Origin of the sequence: Stenotrophobium rhamnosiphilum (genome assembly GCF_003052265.1) — a bacterium.
Lineage (GTDB): Bacteria > Pseudomonadota > Gammaproteobacteria > Nevskiales > Nevskiaceae > Stenotrophobium > Stenotrophobium rhamnosiphilum.
On sequence record NZ_QANS01000002.1, the window covers coordinates 155,561 to 171,074 of the forward strand.

The window sequence follows — 15,514 nt, forward strand, 5'->3', positions numbered from 1 at the left end:
ATGCTTCTGTGCTCAATGGCTCTACAACGTTCATTTCTTCGCGCTATCCGGCTTCAGCAAATCGTCCGTAAGGCCAGTCAGATATTTACGGAAATCATCCGCCAACTCAGGATGCTTGAGACCGTATTCAACATTCGCCTTGAGATAACCCAACTTGCTGCCGCAGTCGTAACGCGTGCCTTCAAATTGGTATGACAGCACGGTCTGCTCTTGCAGCAACATGCTGATTGCGTCGGTCAACTGGATTTCGCCGCCTGCACCGCGCGGTGTGCGCTCCAGCAATTTGAAAATGCGTGGCGTCAAAATGTAACGACCGACCACAGCCAGATCGCTAGGAGCATCTTCAGCTTTTGGTTTTTCAACAATGCGACGAATTTCGCCGATGCCTTCGCCAACCGGCTTCACATCAACCACGCCGTAGCCGCTGATCTCGGACTTAGGCACGCGCTGCGTGGCGATCACGCTGGTGCCGTATTCCTGATACACGCGCTGCATCTGCGCCAAGCAAGGGCGCAATTTTCCGTCGATAAGATCGTCAGCAAGAATCACGCAGAAATCTTCGTCGCCAACGGCTGGGGCTGCACACAGAACCGCGTGACCCAAGCCCAAAGCTTCGGCCTGACGAATGAAAATGCAGGTGACGCCGGGAGGCAGAACTTCTTGCACCAGCTCCAGCAATTTGCCTTTGCCTTTGGCGGCAAGTTCGGCTTCAAGCTCATAGGCTTTGTCGAAGTGATCCATGATGGAATTCTTCGAACGACCGGTGATAAAGATCAGTTCCTGTGCACCAGCGCTAACGGCTTCTTGCACGGCATACTGAATCAGCGGTTTATCAACTACGGGAAGCATTTCCTTGGCGCTAGCCTTGGTTGCTGGCAAAAAGCGCGTGCCCATGCCGGCAACGGGAAATACAGCCTTGCGAATACGCATTCTTATGTTCTCCTGATTGGCGTTAGTTTATCGCAGCTGTTAGCTCAGCGAACCGCTTAAATGCATCTTGTCGGCATTACGCGCGATGAGCGCGAAGTCGTAAGCATCGCCGTTCTTCTGGAATTTCATCGCCACCTTCCCGGGTAGGAAAAGCGGCTGCTTGAACTGCACCAGTAATTCTTTAGGCTCAGGCGCGCCTGCTTCTTGCAACAACGCAGCGCAATGCGCCAACGACCACATGCCGTGCGCAATGGCGCGCTTGAAACCGAATAATTTGGCGCTGAAGGCAGTCAAGTGAATCGGGTTGTAATCCTTGCCCGCAGCAGCGTAACGACGGCCCATGTCAGCCGGCACGTCGAAACTGCGGTATTCGGTGAGCTGCTGCACCGGCAATTGAGCTTTCGGCTTGGCACCACCGCCACCCTTACCTTCAGAAATGCGGTAAATCGCAGTCATTAAAGAGGTGTAAAGCACTTCGCCATCCAGCGTGTATTCGGTGACGAGGTCAAACTCCAAACCGGCGCGAACGCGGCGCGATTCGGTGATGCGTGCAGCAACGCTATAGGTTTCGTCTGCGCGCAGCGGGCGCGTCTGACGAATGCTATTGCGAACGTGGACGATGCCCAGCATCGGCAGCGGAAACTCTGGCTGCGCCATCAAATACATCGGCAGCGAAAACGCCATCACCTGTGGAAACGTGATCGGCAAGGTCTCAGCGCCTTTAAAGCCACAAACCTTGTTATAGGCAGCCAGCTGCGCGGCATCGGCGCGGACATTGTCCAGGCGCGTTTCCAGCAGCGGCAGCTCAATGTTCTTACCCGGCTTGCGGCGGGCCGAGCCAGCAGCCTTGAGATACAAGGACAGAGCTGAAGGTGGGCGTTCGAGAGTTGAAGTCATGAATGAAAGTCCATCATCTAGTTACGGAATTTTCGCGCGTAGTGTCCGACATGGGCCGTCGAATCACCACCCGCACATGGATGAGCAGCGCTCAAAAATGTGTTTTTATATAGATAATTATTATTTATTAATTTACAAATAAAAACATCAGATCGCTAAATCAGTAAAAATACTGGTGTTTACTGGACCACTTCGGAAATAAGCAAAGTGACCGGCTTCGACGCCTCATCACGCCCTAACTCGATTTGACCCTGCAAATCCCCGGCCTGCGCCTGAGCAGTTCCGCTCGGGCTAATTCGTGCAGTGAGTATCCAACGCGGAAATTGTGACAATTTCATGGTTGGCATCATCGCCATGCTGTCATCGAGCGTCACCGTTAGCGGCAATTGGCTGGCCTCAAGCTTTTGTACGGCCAGCGGCATCGGTGGACCACCGGCGGCTTTTGCAAACACCAACAGGCTCGCGCCGGCTGGCACTTTGCTGGCAAGTGCTGGCGCAACGCTGACCTTAATTTTCAGACTGACTACGCTCGCTGCATCCGCTTTAGCCACAGCACGTTCGGGAATTTTGAGATTGCCCAGCTGAGCGAGTTCTTGCAGTCGCGCATCCAAAGCGGTGCGCAATTCCTCAGGCAATTCTTGATCACGCAATTTAAGCCAGTGCGTTAGCGAAGCTTTGTAGTTGCCAGCCTGCGCAGCAGCAAGGCCTGCGTACCAAAGCGCTTTGCCTTGATTGGGTTCCAGCACCAATGCCTGTTCAAACAACTTGGCGGGCTCGCCTGCGACTTGCCGCTCATGCGACATCGCCAGCGATTCGCCTTGTCCAACCAGCCAGTCAGCCGTCTGATTGCCATTCAGCAAATTGGCCTTGGCATAAGCCTGTGAGGCTTCGACGTAACGTTGCGTGATGAAATATGAGCGTCCCAACAGCGCCCAACCTTCAGCGTCTTCGGGCGTTTTCTTTAAGCGCTTTTCCAACCGTTGAACCATCGCTTGTACGGTCAGCTGCTGTGCCTGATCCGGATGCGCGAGCGCCTGATCAATCGTCTGCTGGGTTTCCCAGCTATCGCCATTGAAATACCAGATCGCTGCGAACACCGACAAGCTCAGTGCCATCAGCACCGCCAAGTAAGGACGACGTTGCGCGATCTGCGGCCCGGTTGGCACCGCATCAACATCACTCAACAAACGCGCAGCCAGTTCTTGCTTGAGCGCAGCAGCAGCGCCTGCATCAACCAGTCCGCTGCTCAAATCATTTTCAATTTCTGCCAAGCGTGTGCGATAGGCCACGAGATTGGCTTGCTTGCGCTCTTGCTGCGGCGCTTCGCCACGACGCCACCACGGCCGCAATAACCAGACCAAGGAAAGCAATGCCAGCACCGCCATCGCAACATACGAAATCATTTGTTTTCATCCAGAAGCTTGCGCAGCTTCTCTTCATCAAGCGCGGTGGCCGTGGATGGCTTGCGCGTGCGGCGCGTAAACAGATACGCCATGACTAAAGCCAGCAACACCAACACTGCAGGGCCTAGCCACAGCAGCAAGGTAATCATCTTGAACGGTGGGTTGTACAAAACAAAATCACCGTAGCGCTGCGTGAGGTAATCCATGATTTCTTGATTACTCTCGCCCGCCAAAATTTGGCGACGCACTTGATGACGCAAATCGTTGGCGAGCGGCGCATCGGAATCCGCGATGTTCTGGTTCTGACAAACCAAGCAGCGAAGTTCGTGAATCAATGTGCGATAGCGTGCTTCTTGCGAGGTATCCATGCCTGCAACATCAGCCGCCATGGTTGCGCCAGCAATGCTGGGTAACAGAGCCAAAAGAAGAAACAGCGTTCTCATTTCGCAGCACCTGCCATCAGCGGTGCAATTTTTTCGCGCCAAGCCGCTTCAGTCATCGGCCCAATCTGCTTGTACACAATCACGCCTTCAGCGTTCAGCACAAAAGTTTCTGGTACGCCGTAGACGCCCCAATCCAAACCGGCCGTGCCTTCGTGATCCAGAATGACTTTGCGATAAGGACTGCCATGGCGTGCTAGCCACTGCGTCGCATCTGCTGGTTCGTCCTTGTAGTCCATGCCGATGATTTCGACATTGGATTCTTTAGCAAGCTTCAACAGAACCGGATGCTCAACCTGACAACCTTCGCACCAGCTCGCAAAAAAATTGACGAGAACGGGACGACCTTTGAGATCAGCATTGGAATACGAACCTTCCTCGCCGAGCAATTTCAGATTGAAAGCAGGCGCTGGTTTACCAATCAGCGGGCTCGGCACTTCACGCGGATCGTTCTTCAAGCCCGCAGCAAACAAAACAACGAGGCCTGCAAGAATCAAAACCGGAATCAGATAACGCATCAGACCACCGCGCTGTTCTTGGCGAAGTTTGCTTCCGCAGCGCGAGTCAAACGATAACGACGATCGGTTGCTGCGAGCAGTCCGCCCAATACCATGAATGCGCCACCGAGCCAGACCAAACGCATCATCGGCTTGTAGTACAAGCGCAGCGCCCAATCGCCGGTGTGTGAAGCGTCTTCAGATAGCGGCTCGCCGAGCGCAACATAGATGTCGCGCAGCGGTGTGTGATCGACAGCAGCTTCGGTCATCATCTGTTGCGTAGCGCGATACAAACGCTTTTCCGGATGAACGGTCGCAACGACTTCGCCATGATGTTCAATCGTGACCGTGCCGTAATCCGAATCGTAGTTGGGGCCGACGTGTGGCTCGACACCATCAAAACGGAATTCATAACCGGACAAGTCAATGCTTTGTCCCGGTGATAAACGCACATCTTTTTCGACGCTGTAAGAACTAACAAACGTCACGCCCAAGGCCCAAACACCAAGGCCGAAATGCGCAAGTGACATGCCCCATACACCGCGTGGCACGCCTAACAAACCAGCTGACAGAGTTGTCTTCGCGCGCATGCGGCGCCAGATTTCTTGCGCCGCCGTCACAATCGCCCAGAAGCCAAGGAAGCCACCCGCAATCACAGCAACTGGCGCGTGACCGTGAATATAGAGCGGCACAACAATCGCAGCAGCAATCGCAATGATCAGCGGCATACGCAGATGACGAACGATCTCACTCAACTTGGCGCGCTTCCACGGCACGGTTGCGGCCACACCAACCATCAGCACCAGCGGCGCAAACAACGGAAGGAAAACGGCGTTGAAGTACGGCGGGCCAACAGAAATTTTTCCGAGTGCGAGTGCATCAACCAACAAGGGATACAAAGTGCCGAGCAATACCGAAGCCGATGCCACGACGAGAAAAACGTTGTTGATCAGCAGCAAACCTTCACGCGAGAACAAGGTCATCTCGCCTTCACTAGCCAGCTTGGGTGCGCGCCAAGCGTAGAGCAAGAAAGAAGCGCCGAGAATGATCGTCAAGAATCCAAGAATGAACACGCCGCGTGCGGGATCGCTGGCGAAGGCATGCACTGAAACAATGACGCCAGAACGCACGAGGAACGTGCCGAGTAGCGAAAGTCCAAACGCGAGGATTGCCAACAACACCGTCCACGATTTGAGCAGGCCACGTTTTTCAGTAACTGCAAGCGAGTGAATTAATGCAGTGCCGACTAACCACGGCATGAACGATGCGTTCTCGACCGGATCCCAAAACCACCAGCCGCCCCAGCCCAGTACGTGATACGCCCACCACGAACCCAGCGTGATGCCGAGCGTCATGAACAGCCATGCCGTCGTCGTCCACGGACGCGTCCAACGCGCCCATGCGGAATCCAGACGACCTGATACCAATGCAGCAATCGCAAACGCAAACGCCACCGAGAATCCGACGTAACCCATGTAGAGCATCGGCGGATGGATGACCATGCCGGGATCTTGCAGCAGCGGATTCAAATCTTTTCCGTCGAGCGGAACCGGGAACAAGCGATCAAACGGATTCGATGTCAGCAACATAAACAGCAAGAAGCCAACACTGACCGTGCCCAACACTGCCAAAGCTGTTGCGGTGATATCTGCAGGTAGACGGCGATTGAAGATCGATACCGCTAATGTCCAGCCGCCGAGAATTGCGACCCACAGCAGTAATGAACCTTCATGTGCGCCCCAAACCGCGGTGACGCGATACACCATCGGCAGTTCCAGATTTGAATTAGCGGCAACGTAGGCCACCGAAAAATCTGAATAGACAAAAGACCAGGTGAGGCAGCCGAAGGCGAAGAAAACCAGCAGTGCCTGCGTTTGCGCAGCAGATGTGGCGACAGCCAGCGCACGCGGATCACGCTTCCACACACCGTAGGCCGGAACAAAAACCTGAATCAGTGCAACACCCAGCGCGAGAACAAGCGCGAAATGGCCCAACTCAGGAATCACTTTGCAGCCTCAACTTTGTTTACTGATTTAAATGGCGCGCAAGCGTGTTTGCCGTCTTGTACTTTGAGTGCATCGGCCACTTGTGGCGGCATGTAATTTTCATCGTGCTTGGCCAGCACTTCGTCAGCCTTGAACGCGCCGTTGGCTTGCATGCTGCCCGTCGCAACAATGCCCTGCCCTTCGCGGAACAAGTCAGGAAGAATACCTTCGTAATGCACCGGCAGGCTGTGCACGCAGTCGGCCAAAATGAAATCAACGCTCAAGCCTTCACCGCGCTTGACGCTGCCACGCTCAACCAAACCGCCGAGACGAAGCTTGGCGCCAACTTTGCTTGTGCCTGCCAGCAAATCAGACGGCGTGTAGAAATACATCATGTTCTTGCGAAACGCGGTAAAGCCCAGTGCCGCGGCGAGGCTCAGGCCCACCAACAGTGCTGCGATTGCCGCCATGCGCTTTTGCCGCTTGGTCATTCCGTGGTGCTCAGTTCTTTCAGGATTTCGCGACGGCGTAGTCGCGGTGCGATCAAGTTCCAGGCAAACACCACGGCTGCAAAGCCATAGCTGCCCCAGACATAGACCGCGTAACCACTCATATTCAGGAAGTCGCTAGACATTGCTGGACTCCAAACGTTCCTTAACCCAAGCCGTTCCGCGCTCACGCAGCAGCAATTCGTTCTGCGTGCGACGCAGCAACACGTAGCCCATAAAGAAATAAACGCCGAGCAGGCAGGCGTACAAAGGCTGCGCCATGTCCGCGTTCATGCTGGGCTTACCCATCTTCAGAATGGTTGAGCCCTGATGCAGGCTGTTCCACCACTCCACCGAGTAATGAACGATTGGCACGTTGATCACACCGATCAGCGCGAGCAAACCGCAGGCGCGCGCCGCAGCACGTGGATCTTCGATGGCTTGGTTGAGACCAATCACGCCAGCGTAGAGAAATAACAGAATCAGTTCGGAAGTCAGGCGCGCGTCCCAAACCCAATAAGCGCCCCACATCGGCTTGCCCCAGAGCATGCCGGTGACCAAAGCCAAAGCGGTGAAGCTCGCGCCAATCGGCGCAGCAGAAACCAGCACGCACTCCGCCAGCTTGATACGCCAGATCACCGCAACCAACGCGGCGCTCGCCATCAGCATATAAATCGACAGCGAAAGTGCCGCAGCCGGAACGTGGATATAGATGATGCGAAAGGCGTCGCTCTGCTGGTAATCAGCTGGGGCGAAGAACAGGCCGCCGACGATGCCATAGGCCAAGAGCCCGGTAGCGGCGATGCCGAACCAGGGCGCGAAGCGATCCGCGAGGCGGTAAAAAGTCGGCGGCGAAGCCAGCCGATGGAACCAGGTCCACATAGTGGTGTGCTACTCGAATGCGTTGCGAAGCGCCGCGGCGGTAGCCCAAGGCAATAAGGTCAGCCCAAGCACCAAAATCGCGGCGAGAAAGTATAACGGAGCAGCGCCATCGAGGCCGCTTTGCGCGACACGCGCAGCACCCGCTCCAAAGATCACGACGGGCGTCACCAGCGGCAGCACCAGCAAGGGCAACAGAACGCCTGCTCGTGGCAATCCGACCGTCAGGGCGCTGGCAAAACCGCCAATCAGCGTTAACACCGGCGTGCCGAGCGCCAAACCCGCGACCAAGGCCGGAATCGCTGCGCTCGAAAAGCCCAATGCGGACGACAACGGTGCTGCCAGCAAGGCCAGAGGCAAACCGGTCAACAACCAGTGCGCTAATAGCTTGGCCGCAACAACTAAAGTTACCGGCTGCGTGCCGAGAAAAATTTGCTCCAGCGTGCCGTCTTCAAAATCGGCGCGGAACAGGCGCTCCAAAGTCAGCAGTGCGGCCAGCAAAGCGCCGACCCAAAGAATAGCGGGCGCGAATTCGGCGAGCTTCGGATCATTCGGCGTAGCGCCCAAACCAAATAGCGTCACCACGATCACATAGAAGAACAGCGGCATCAGCCACTCTGTCTTGGCGGTGGCGGCCAAGCGCAGTTCACGGCGCAGCACGGCGGCGAAGATCTGGATCATGAGAGTTGCAACTCGCGTACACCGGGCACGCCAGCCGGCAGCGGCTGGTGACTGGTGATGATGGCCGCACCGCCTTTATCGAGATGCGCTTTCAAAAGGCTGGCGAACAGCTCCAGACCTTGCGCGTCGAGACCATCCAATGGTTCATCGAGCAGCCAGAGTGGCCGCTGATCCAACAATAAACGCGCCAAAGCACTACGGCGCTTTTGACCAGCAGATAGCGTACGGCAAGCACGATGACGAACTTTAGCGACGCCAAGCTGTTCGAGCACCGGCACCAAACCGCCAGCCGCTCGACCATTAAGGCCACACCAGAATTCCAGATTTTCGATGGGAGTCAGCGCTAGATTGAGCGCGTTTTTGTGGCCCAGCCAATGCAGCCGACCACCTTCTGGCTGTGGCGTGATCGTGCCCTCAACTGGCGAACGCAAGCCGCTTAACACTTCTAGCAAAGAGGTCTTTCCCACGCCGTTGCTGCCACGCAGGTGCAACACCTCACCCGCCGCGAGCGTAAAGCTCAGATCGCTGACCAGCGGGCGACTGCCACGTGCAACGGTCAGGGCTTTGACTTCGAGAATGGCCACAGGGAACGGGATTTAAGTGATTTTTATAAATAAGGGCGCGTAGTTTAGCGCGTGCCTATAAAATACCGGCAGTTTCCAGCCAGTTTTCTCAAAGGCAATCTCTTGACCGCACAATTGATTGACGGCAAAGCCGTCGCCGCACAAGTCCACGCGCGTACGCGCGCTGCCGTTGCCGCACGCCTCGCCTCTGGGCGCCGCGCGCCAGCATTGGCCACGGTCCTCGTCGGCACCGACCCGGCTTCTGAGGTTTATGTGCGCAACAAGCGCCTCGCCTGTAATGACTTGGGCATCACGTCTCTGCCCATTCATTTTGAGGCAGACATCAGCCAAGCCGCGCTGCTGGCCGAAATTGACCGCCTCAATGCCGATCCGAGCGTTGACGGCATTCTCGTGCAGATGCCTTTGCCTTCGCACATTGATTCAACGTTGGTGATTGAAAGCATTCTCCCAACAAAAGACGTCGACGGCTTCCATCCTTACAACCTCGGCCGCCTTGCTCAACGTATGCCAGCGCTGCGTCCTTGCACGCCGTTTGGTGTGATCGAACTGCTCAAGTCAGTTAACGAGCCCTTTAAAGGTCGCACTGCAGTTGTCGTTGGCGCCAGCAATCATGTGGGTCGTCCAATGATGTTGGAGCTGATGCTCGCCGGCGCCACCGCAACTTGCTGCCATCGCTTCACGGCCAATGTTCCAGCAGAAGTCGCACGTGCTGACATTGTGGTCGTTGCCATTGGCAAACCCGGTTTCGTTAAAGGCGAATGGATTCGTCCCGGCGCGACCGTCATCGACATCGGCATCAATCGTTTGCCGAACGGAAAACTCTGTGGCGACGTTGAATTTGAAGCGGCCGCTGAGCGCGCCAGTTTCATCACGCCAGTGCCAGGCGGCGTTGGCCCGATGACGGTTGCGATGCTGATGCACAACACATTGTTGGCTGCTGAAAACCACGGCTGAGATCGCAAAGCACGGTTGCTAAGCGCTTGAGCGGTTTGCGCCCATGAACTGTCGTCAGCCCTGATAAGCTGCCGACAAAATCGGAGATCGCTCATGCTCACGCTTTATCACGCTACTCAGTCTCGTTCGACGCGTTTCCTGTGGCTGCTTGAAGAACTCGGCGCCGATTACAAAATCATCTACTCCAGCATTACGCGACAAGACGGCAGCAGCGGACCGGATGATGGCAATCCGCATCCGGATAAAAAAGTGCCTGCGTTGGTGCACGACGGCGCACTGATTACCGAATCCTCGGCGATCGCCTTATATCTGACGGATCTGTTTCCCAAAGCCGGTATCGGCCCACAAGTGGGCGATCCGCAGCGCGGCGCTTACTTGAGTTGGCTGGCGTATTACAGCGGCGTGATTGAGCCGGTGGTGAACTTCCAGTTCGCAGGTCTTGGTGATAACGCAGTGTTACGCCGCACATTTCGTGGCGCTGCTGAAATGCATGAACGCTTGGTCACCGCCTTGGAAAAAGGCCCTTATCTGCTTGGCGACAAATTTTCTGCCGCCGATATTCTGCTCGCCAGCCTCGGTGCTTTTGCGCGCCAGACTTTACCGGCCGGTGAGCCAGTCGATTCTTATTTGAATCGCTGCGCTGATCGTCCTGCACGCACAGCCGGTTTAGCGAAAGACGCGCCGCCAAAGTAAAAACTAGCGGCGCGTAACCTTCGGCTTATTCTTGCCAGATCACTGGCTGTCGGTGCTTATACCAAGCCTCGAGAAACGGCCCGTATGCCGCTTCAACAACATTGCGCTTGATCTTCAGCGTCGGCGTGATGAAGCCGTTTTCGACAGTCCAGTTGTCTTTCACGACAACGAGAAAATCGAGTTGCTCGTGTGGATCAAGCGTGGCATTAACAGTCTCAAGCTGCGCTTTTAACTGTGCGGTCAACGATGCGCGATCTTGCTTGGCCGCATCAGGCGCCAACATCACCAATGCGCAAGGCTGACCATAGTTAGCGCCTGCAACACACAGCGCTTCAATTGCTGAAAGCGCACTGAGCTTGCTCTCAATTGGCGCTGGCGCAACGTATTTCCCTTTGGAGGTTTTGAAAATTTCTTTGGCGCGGCCAGTGATACGCAAGCGCCCTGCTTCATCAAATGCGCCGAGGTCGCCGGTTTTCAACCAGCCATCTTCACTCAACACTTCGCGAGTTTTTTCTGGCTCGCGAAAATAGCCGAGCATATTGCTGGGGCTACGCACCAACACTTCGCCAATTTCACTGAGCTTGCACTCAACGCCGGGCCAAGGTTTGCCGACATAACCAACGCGACCTTCACCCGGCATAGAACCATGCGACATGCCGAAGTTTTCTGTCATGCCATAGGCCTCCAACAATTCGAGGCCCAACGATCGATACCAGTTAATTAATGATGGCGGCATCGGTGCCGCACCGCCCATCGCAAAGCGCGTGTGTTCAAAGCCAACTGCTTTGAGAATTTTCTTTTTGAACACGCCTCCGAGCAAAGGCAAACTGAAAAGAAAATCCAACCGCTTCTTTGGCATCTTGGCAAAAACGCCCTGCTGAAACTTGGTCCACAAGCGTGGCACCGTCGCAAACACCGTGGGCTTTGCTGAACGAAGATCGCGCGCAAAAGTATCCAGCGATTCCGCAAAGAAAATACGGAAGCCGCAATAGAACGAACCTGCCTCAATCGCCCAACGCTCCGCCACATGCGACAGCGGTAAATGCGAAAGCATGCGTTCGTTGGGTGTGATGTCGAAACTATCGGCGACGGTCGAGGCAGCAACAGAAAATGTGTTGAAACTATGCATCACACCTTTAGGCATTCCCGTGGTGCCAGAGGTGTAGATAATCGTTGCGAGTTCATCCGCTGCGCGCGTAGGATTGCCTTCAATCGGCGCCGTCTTTTTAACGATGTCATCCCAAGTCGCGTAATCGTTTTTAGGTGACGCCGGAAAAGAAATGCAGTGAACAGAGTCAGGCACGCCGGATTTCATTTGCGGCCATTCGTCCAGCTTGCCGATGAAACAAGCCTTAGCCTCTGAATGATCCAACACCTGTCGCACACTTTCTGCTGTGAGCGTTGGATAAAGCGGAACGCTGACATAACCCGCCATCCAGATTGCAAGATCAGACATGATCCACCACGCGCAATTCTTAGAGAGAATGCCAATGCGTGTTCCCGGCTCCCAACCTTTTGCCTTGAGATACGCAGCCATGCGACGCGCTTCGCCAACAGCCTGTGCCCAGGTGTAGTCACGAACGGCACCGCCTTCCATTGGCTGCGTCAGATAAACGTCATGCGCACGTTCATGTTCCCATTGATACACGCGCTGCAAAGGCAGACTCTGTTCTTTCGACACCATAAAGCCGCTCTCCTCTGGTAATTATTTTTACTATGAACATATTGCTTGCAGTGATCGTAAGCGAGGGGATATGTTCCGACCTCGATGAATTCATCTCAAGATTACGGTAATCATAATGACTACAAAAAGCCCGTTCTACACCGAAGAGCACGAAGCATTTCGCACACAGGTTCGACGTTTTGTTGATCGTGAGTGTGCACCTTTCATTGACCAGTGGGAAAGCGCAGAAGAATTGCCGCGTGAACTACATAAGAAAGCTGCAGAAGCTGGCTTACTACAAGTTGGATTTCCCGAGGAATACGGCGGCACTGATGGCGCAGATTTGTTCTACGGCATTGTGCTTACCGAAGAACTTGCGCGCGCTGGCAGCGGTGGTTTGATTGCGAGCTTGATGTCACACGGCATCGGCACGCCGCCGATCATTCACACCGGCACGCACGAACAGAAATTGAAATTTGCATCGCCTGTTATTGCTGGCGACAAAATCGCAGCGCTCGCGATCACAGAACCTAGTGGTGGCTCAGACGTTGCCAATCTCAAAACGCGTGCTGTGCGCGATGGCGATCACTACGTCATCAATGGCTCAAAAACATTTATCACTTCAGGCATGCGTGCCGATTACATCACCACTGCCGTACGTACAGGTGGCGATGGCATGGGCGGTGTATCGCTCGTGGTGATTGAAGCGGGCACGCCCGGCTTTACGCGTACGCCGCTGCAGAAAATGGGTTGGTGGTGTTCAGATACGGCAACACTGTATTTCGATAACTGTCGCGTACCTGTTGCGAATCGCATTGGCCCAGAGAATGCAGGCTTCATGGCGATCATGATGAATTTCAATAACGAACGCATCATGCTTGCTGCGCAGGCTTATGCCTTCGCAAAAGTTTGTTACGAGGAATCACTTGCCTACGCACGTGAACGCACAACCTTCGGTAAACCACTTATTCGCAATCAAGTTATTCGCCACAAATTGATCGACATGCAAACACGCGTCGAAGCGATTAAAGCCAATCTTGATCTCATGACTTGGCGTGTGACGCAAAAGCAAATGCCGATTGCAGAAGTTTGCATGCTGAAGAATTTTGCAACGACAAATCTTGAATATGTTGCGAATGAAGCAATGCAAATTTTTGGTGGCGCGGGCTATTTGCGCGGGAGCAAAGTGGATCGCATCTATCGAGAAACAAAAGTCCTGACGATTGGCGGCGGCTCGCAAGAAATCATGAAGGACTTAGCCGCACGCCAGCTTGGTTATTAATGCCCAGTAAGCAATCGTTTGCTCAAAGCTCGGTTATTTACATTAAAACTCTTTTCTTAAGTACTGATTAATAAGAAAAAATACGTAAAGAATGTGTTTGCAGAATTGATCGAGCCAGTGTTACTATCGAACTTAATAAAAATAACAAGCTTAATTACTAATTAGTAACGCGTCGCACTGGGGATACACATGACGATCAAGTTTCAAAAAGTTTTTGCTCTTGCAGCATTGGGGATGGCTGTTACCGCCTATTCAGGCGTTACAGCAGCAGCGCAAGCCGATCCGGGTTGGTATTTCGGCATCGAAGGCTTCAGCTCAAAAGTAAAAGATGCTGATGGCACTGCCACGACAACGGCTACCAACACTGTTGCACCTGTCGGCGGCGTTTGCCCCGCTGGTAGCACCGCAGTTTTGGGTGGCTTGCTTGATCCTCTTAACGTACTGATTCCGAGTGGCCTCACTGCCCTCACCCTTTGCGTGATTGCACCAGCTGGCGGCACGCCTGGTTCGAGCACAACGCAAACGGTCACCGCGCCAACCAGCGCGACGTTCAAGAACAGTTTTGGCGGCGGCTTCTCGCTGGGCTACATGTTCAACGGCGGCTTCCGTCCTGAATTGAACTTTGCCTATACGCAGAACGACCTCAAGACGTTTGCACTGGGCGGCACCGACGTTCCAGTTAACAACACGACCATCACCGCCTATCGCGCGATGGCGAATGCTTGGTTCGACTTTGATTTCGGCATCCCTGTTACGCCTTACTTGGGCGGCGGTGTTGGCGCGCAGTTGAGCAAACTCGAAAGCGACGGCAGCAGCGCGAATGACACGACCTTCACCTATCAATTGGGTGGCGGTGTGAATTTCTGGGCAACCAGCAAGCTGGCGCTGTCACTTGACTACCGCTACGTCGTTGCAGGCCAACCAACGTTTGAAACCACCACTGTTGTCGGTGGATCAGCCACCCATACGTCTCAGCAGAGCGATTACAAAGCACAGCAGATCGGCGTTGGCCTGAAATATCTGTTCGGCGAATTTGGCCGCGATGTTGGCGACAAAGATGGCGACGGCGTTCCAGATCGTCTCGACAAGTGCCCGAACACGCCTAAGGGCGTGCAGGTCAATCTCGAAGGCTGCCCACTTGATACCGATGGCGACGGCGTTCCTGACTACCTCGACAAGTGCCCAGGCACGGCGAAGGGTGCAGTTGTGAATGCTGAAGGTTGCGTACTTGATTCCGATGGTGACGGCGTACCGGATTACCTCGACAAGTGCCCGAATACACCGAAGGGCGTGCAAGTTGACGCGAATGGCTGCCCATCAGCTGATAGCGACGGCGACGGCGTTCCTGACTACCTCGACAAGTGCCCTAAGACCCCAGTGGGTCAGAAGGTTGGTCCAGATGGCTGCCCACTCGATAGCGATGGCGACGGCATTCCAGACGACCAAGACGAGTGCCCGAACACGCCAGCTGGCGCCAAGGTACTTCCAAACGGTTGCGCACTGAAAGGTGATTGCCGCCGTCCACGTCCAGGCGAACAGGTTGACGAACACGGATGCGCGGTTGAACACAGCTTCATCCTGAAAGGCGTGAAGTTTGAATTCGACTCCGACCGTCTGACTCCAGCAGCTAAGGAAATTCTGAACCAAGTTGGCGAAACGCTGAAGGCTTATCCTGAAGTTAACGTCGAAGTTCAGGGTCACACCGACTACATCGGCACCGACGCATACAACCTCGGCCTGTCTGAGAAGCGTGCGATTGCTGTGAAGGTCTATCTGAGCGGTAAAGGCGTAGACGTTAAGCGCCTCAGCCCAGTTGGCTACGGCAAGACCCGTCCAATCGACACCAACGAAACCGAAGCCGGCCGCGAAAACAACCGCCGCGTTGAGCTGAAAGTTCTTGAGTAAGTAGTTTGATGTAACTAAAAACCCGCCAGCTAAAACTGGCGGGTTTTTATTTGCACGACGCGATGTATCCCGTGGGCGCATAGATGCGCAGGAACGGGATTCTCACCCAGCTCTCAGGCCTCTCTAAATGGGAAATGCATGGAGCGACGCGGTCGGCGAACTAAATGCTCTGCTTATGAAGCATGGACACTAGCGCGACGTTCACTCCCCCGCCCCGCACAAAAACAAACAAC

General features: G+C 54.7%; 16 protein-coding genes. 4 read left to right on the forward strand and 12 right to left on the reverse strand.

Annotation, left to right across the window (positions count from 1 at the left end; all coding sequences use genetic code 11):
* Positions 1-30 precede the first annotated feature (30 nt).
* From galU to ccmA, 11 genes are all read right to left on the reverse strand, one after another.
* Positions 31-930, reverse strand: coding sequence for a UTP--glucose-1-phosphate uridylyltransferase GalU (gene galU, locus CJD38_RS04595; RefSeq protein WP_206362884.1), 900 nt, complete (start codon positions 928-930; stop codon positions 31-33).
* 39 nt (positions 931-969) lie between these two features.
* Positions 970-1,827: a MaoC family dehydratase gene (locus CJD38_RS04600; RefSeq protein WP_107939155.1), complete on the reverse strand. Its 858-nt coding sequence runs from the start codon at positions 1,825-1,827 to the stop codon at positions 970-972.
* A gap of 179 nt (positions 1,828-2,006) precedes the next feature.
* A complete protein-coding gene (gene ccmI / locus CJD38_RS04605) occupies positions 2,007-3,230 on the reverse strand; it encodes a c-type cytochrome biogenesis protein CcmI (RefSeq protein ID WP_107939156.1) in 1,224 nt (407 codons plus the stop codon).
* Positions 3,227-3,673 (reverse strand): cytochrome c-type biogenesis protein, encoded by a 447-nt coding sequence (locus CJD38_RS04610; RefSeq protein ID WP_107939157.1) that lies wholly within the window; start codon positions 3,671-3,673, stop codon positions 3,227-3,229. Before CJD38_RS04610 ends, ccmI begins: the two co-directional genes overlap by 4 nt.
* Positions 3,670-4,188: a DsbE family thiol:disulfide interchange protein gene (locus CJD38_RS04615; RefSeq protein ID WP_206362885.1), complete on the reverse strand. Its 519-nt coding sequence runs from the start codon at positions 4,186-4,188 to the stop codon at positions 3,670-3,672. Before CJD38_RS04615 ends, CJD38_RS04610 begins: the two co-directional genes overlap by 4 nt.
* Positions 4,188-6,173, reverse strand: a complete 1,986-nt coding sequence (locus CJD38_RS04620; protein WP_107939158.1) for a heme lyase CcmF/NrfE family subunit — start codon at positions 6,171-6,173, stop codon at positions 4,188-4,190. The genes CJD38_RS04615 and CJD38_RS04620 overlap by 1 nt, the downstream gene beginning before the upstream one ends.
* A complete protein-coding gene (ccmE, locus tag CJD38_RS04625; protein WP_107939159.1) occupies positions 6,170-6,643 on the reverse strand; it encodes a cytochrome c maturation protein CcmE in 474 nt (157 codons plus the stop codon). Before ccmE ends, CJD38_RS04620 begins: the two co-directional genes overlap by 4 nt.
* Entirely contained in the window at positions 6,640-6,786 is a 147-nt protein-coding gene (gene ccmD, locus CJD38_RS04630; protein WP_240783527.1) for a heme exporter protein CcmD, read from the reverse strand. The genes ccmE and ccmD overlap by 4 nt, the downstream gene beginning before the upstream one ends.
* Positions 6,779-7,522: a heme ABC transporter permease gene (locus CJD38_RS04635; RefSeq protein WP_107939161.1), complete on the reverse strand. Its 744-nt coding sequence runs from the start codon at positions 7,520-7,522 to the stop codon at positions 6,779-6,781. Before CJD38_RS04635 ends, ccmD begins: the two co-directional genes overlap by 8 nt.
* Before the next feature lie 9 nt (positions 7,523-7,531).
* On the reverse strand, positions 7,532-8,200 hold the full coding sequence (gene ccmB / locus CJD38_RS04640) for a heme exporter protein CcmB (protein ID WP_107939162.1): 669 nt from the start codon (positions 8,198-8,200) through the stop codon (positions 7,532-7,534).
* Positions 8,197-8,784, reverse strand: a complete 588-nt coding sequence (gene ccmA / locus CJD38_RS04645; RefSeq protein WP_107939163.1) for a heme ABC exporter ATP-binding protein CcmA — start codon at positions 8,782-8,784, stop codon at positions 8,197-8,199. The genes ccmB and ccmA overlap by 4 nt, the downstream gene beginning before the upstream one ends.
* A gap of 102 nt (positions 8,785-8,886) precedes the next feature.
* On the opposite strand from ccmA, the gene folD reads away from it, so the two are divergent.
* Together folD and CJD38_RS04655 are read left to right on the forward strand one after the other, a co-directional pair.
* On the forward strand, positions 8,887-9,738 hold the full coding sequence (folD, locus tag CJD38_RS04650; protein ID WP_107939695.1) for a bifunctional methylenetetrahydrofolate dehydrogenase/methenyltetrahydrofolate cyclohydrolase FolD: 852 nt from the start codon (positions 8,887-8,889) through the stop codon (positions 9,736-9,738).
* Positions 9,739-9,831: 93 nt separating this feature from the next.
* Entirely contained in the window at positions 9,832-10,431 is a 600-nt protein-coding gene (locus CJD38_RS04655; protein WP_107939164.1) for a glutathione S-transferase family protein, read from the forward strand.
* A gap of 25 nt (positions 10,432-10,456) precedes the next feature.
* Here the strand turns inward: CJD38_RS04655 and CJD38_RS04660 are convergent, their stop codons facing one another.
* A complete protein-coding gene (locus CJD38_RS04660; protein ID WP_206362886.1) occupies positions 10,457-12,115 on the reverse strand; it encodes an AMP-binding protein in 1,659 nt (552 codons plus the stop codon).
* A gap of 115 nt (positions 12,116-12,230) precedes the next feature.
* Between CJD38_RS04660 and CJD38_RS04665 the strand changes: the two genes are divergently transcribed.
* Both CJD38_RS04665 and CJD38_RS04670 read left to right on the forward strand, forming a co-directional pair.
* On the forward strand, positions 12,231-13,376 hold the full coding sequence (locus CJD38_RS04665; RefSeq protein WP_107939165.1) for an acyl-CoA dehydrogenase family protein: 1,146 nt from the start codon (positions 12,231-12,233) through the stop codon (positions 13,374-13,376).
* A gap of 189 nt (positions 13,377-13,565) precedes the next feature.
* A complete protein-coding gene (locus CJD38_RS04670) occupies positions 13,566-15,281 on the forward strand; it encodes an OmpA family protein (protein WP_107939166.1) in 1,716 nt (571 codons plus the stop codon).
* Positions 15,282-15,514: the final 233 nt, after the last annotated feature.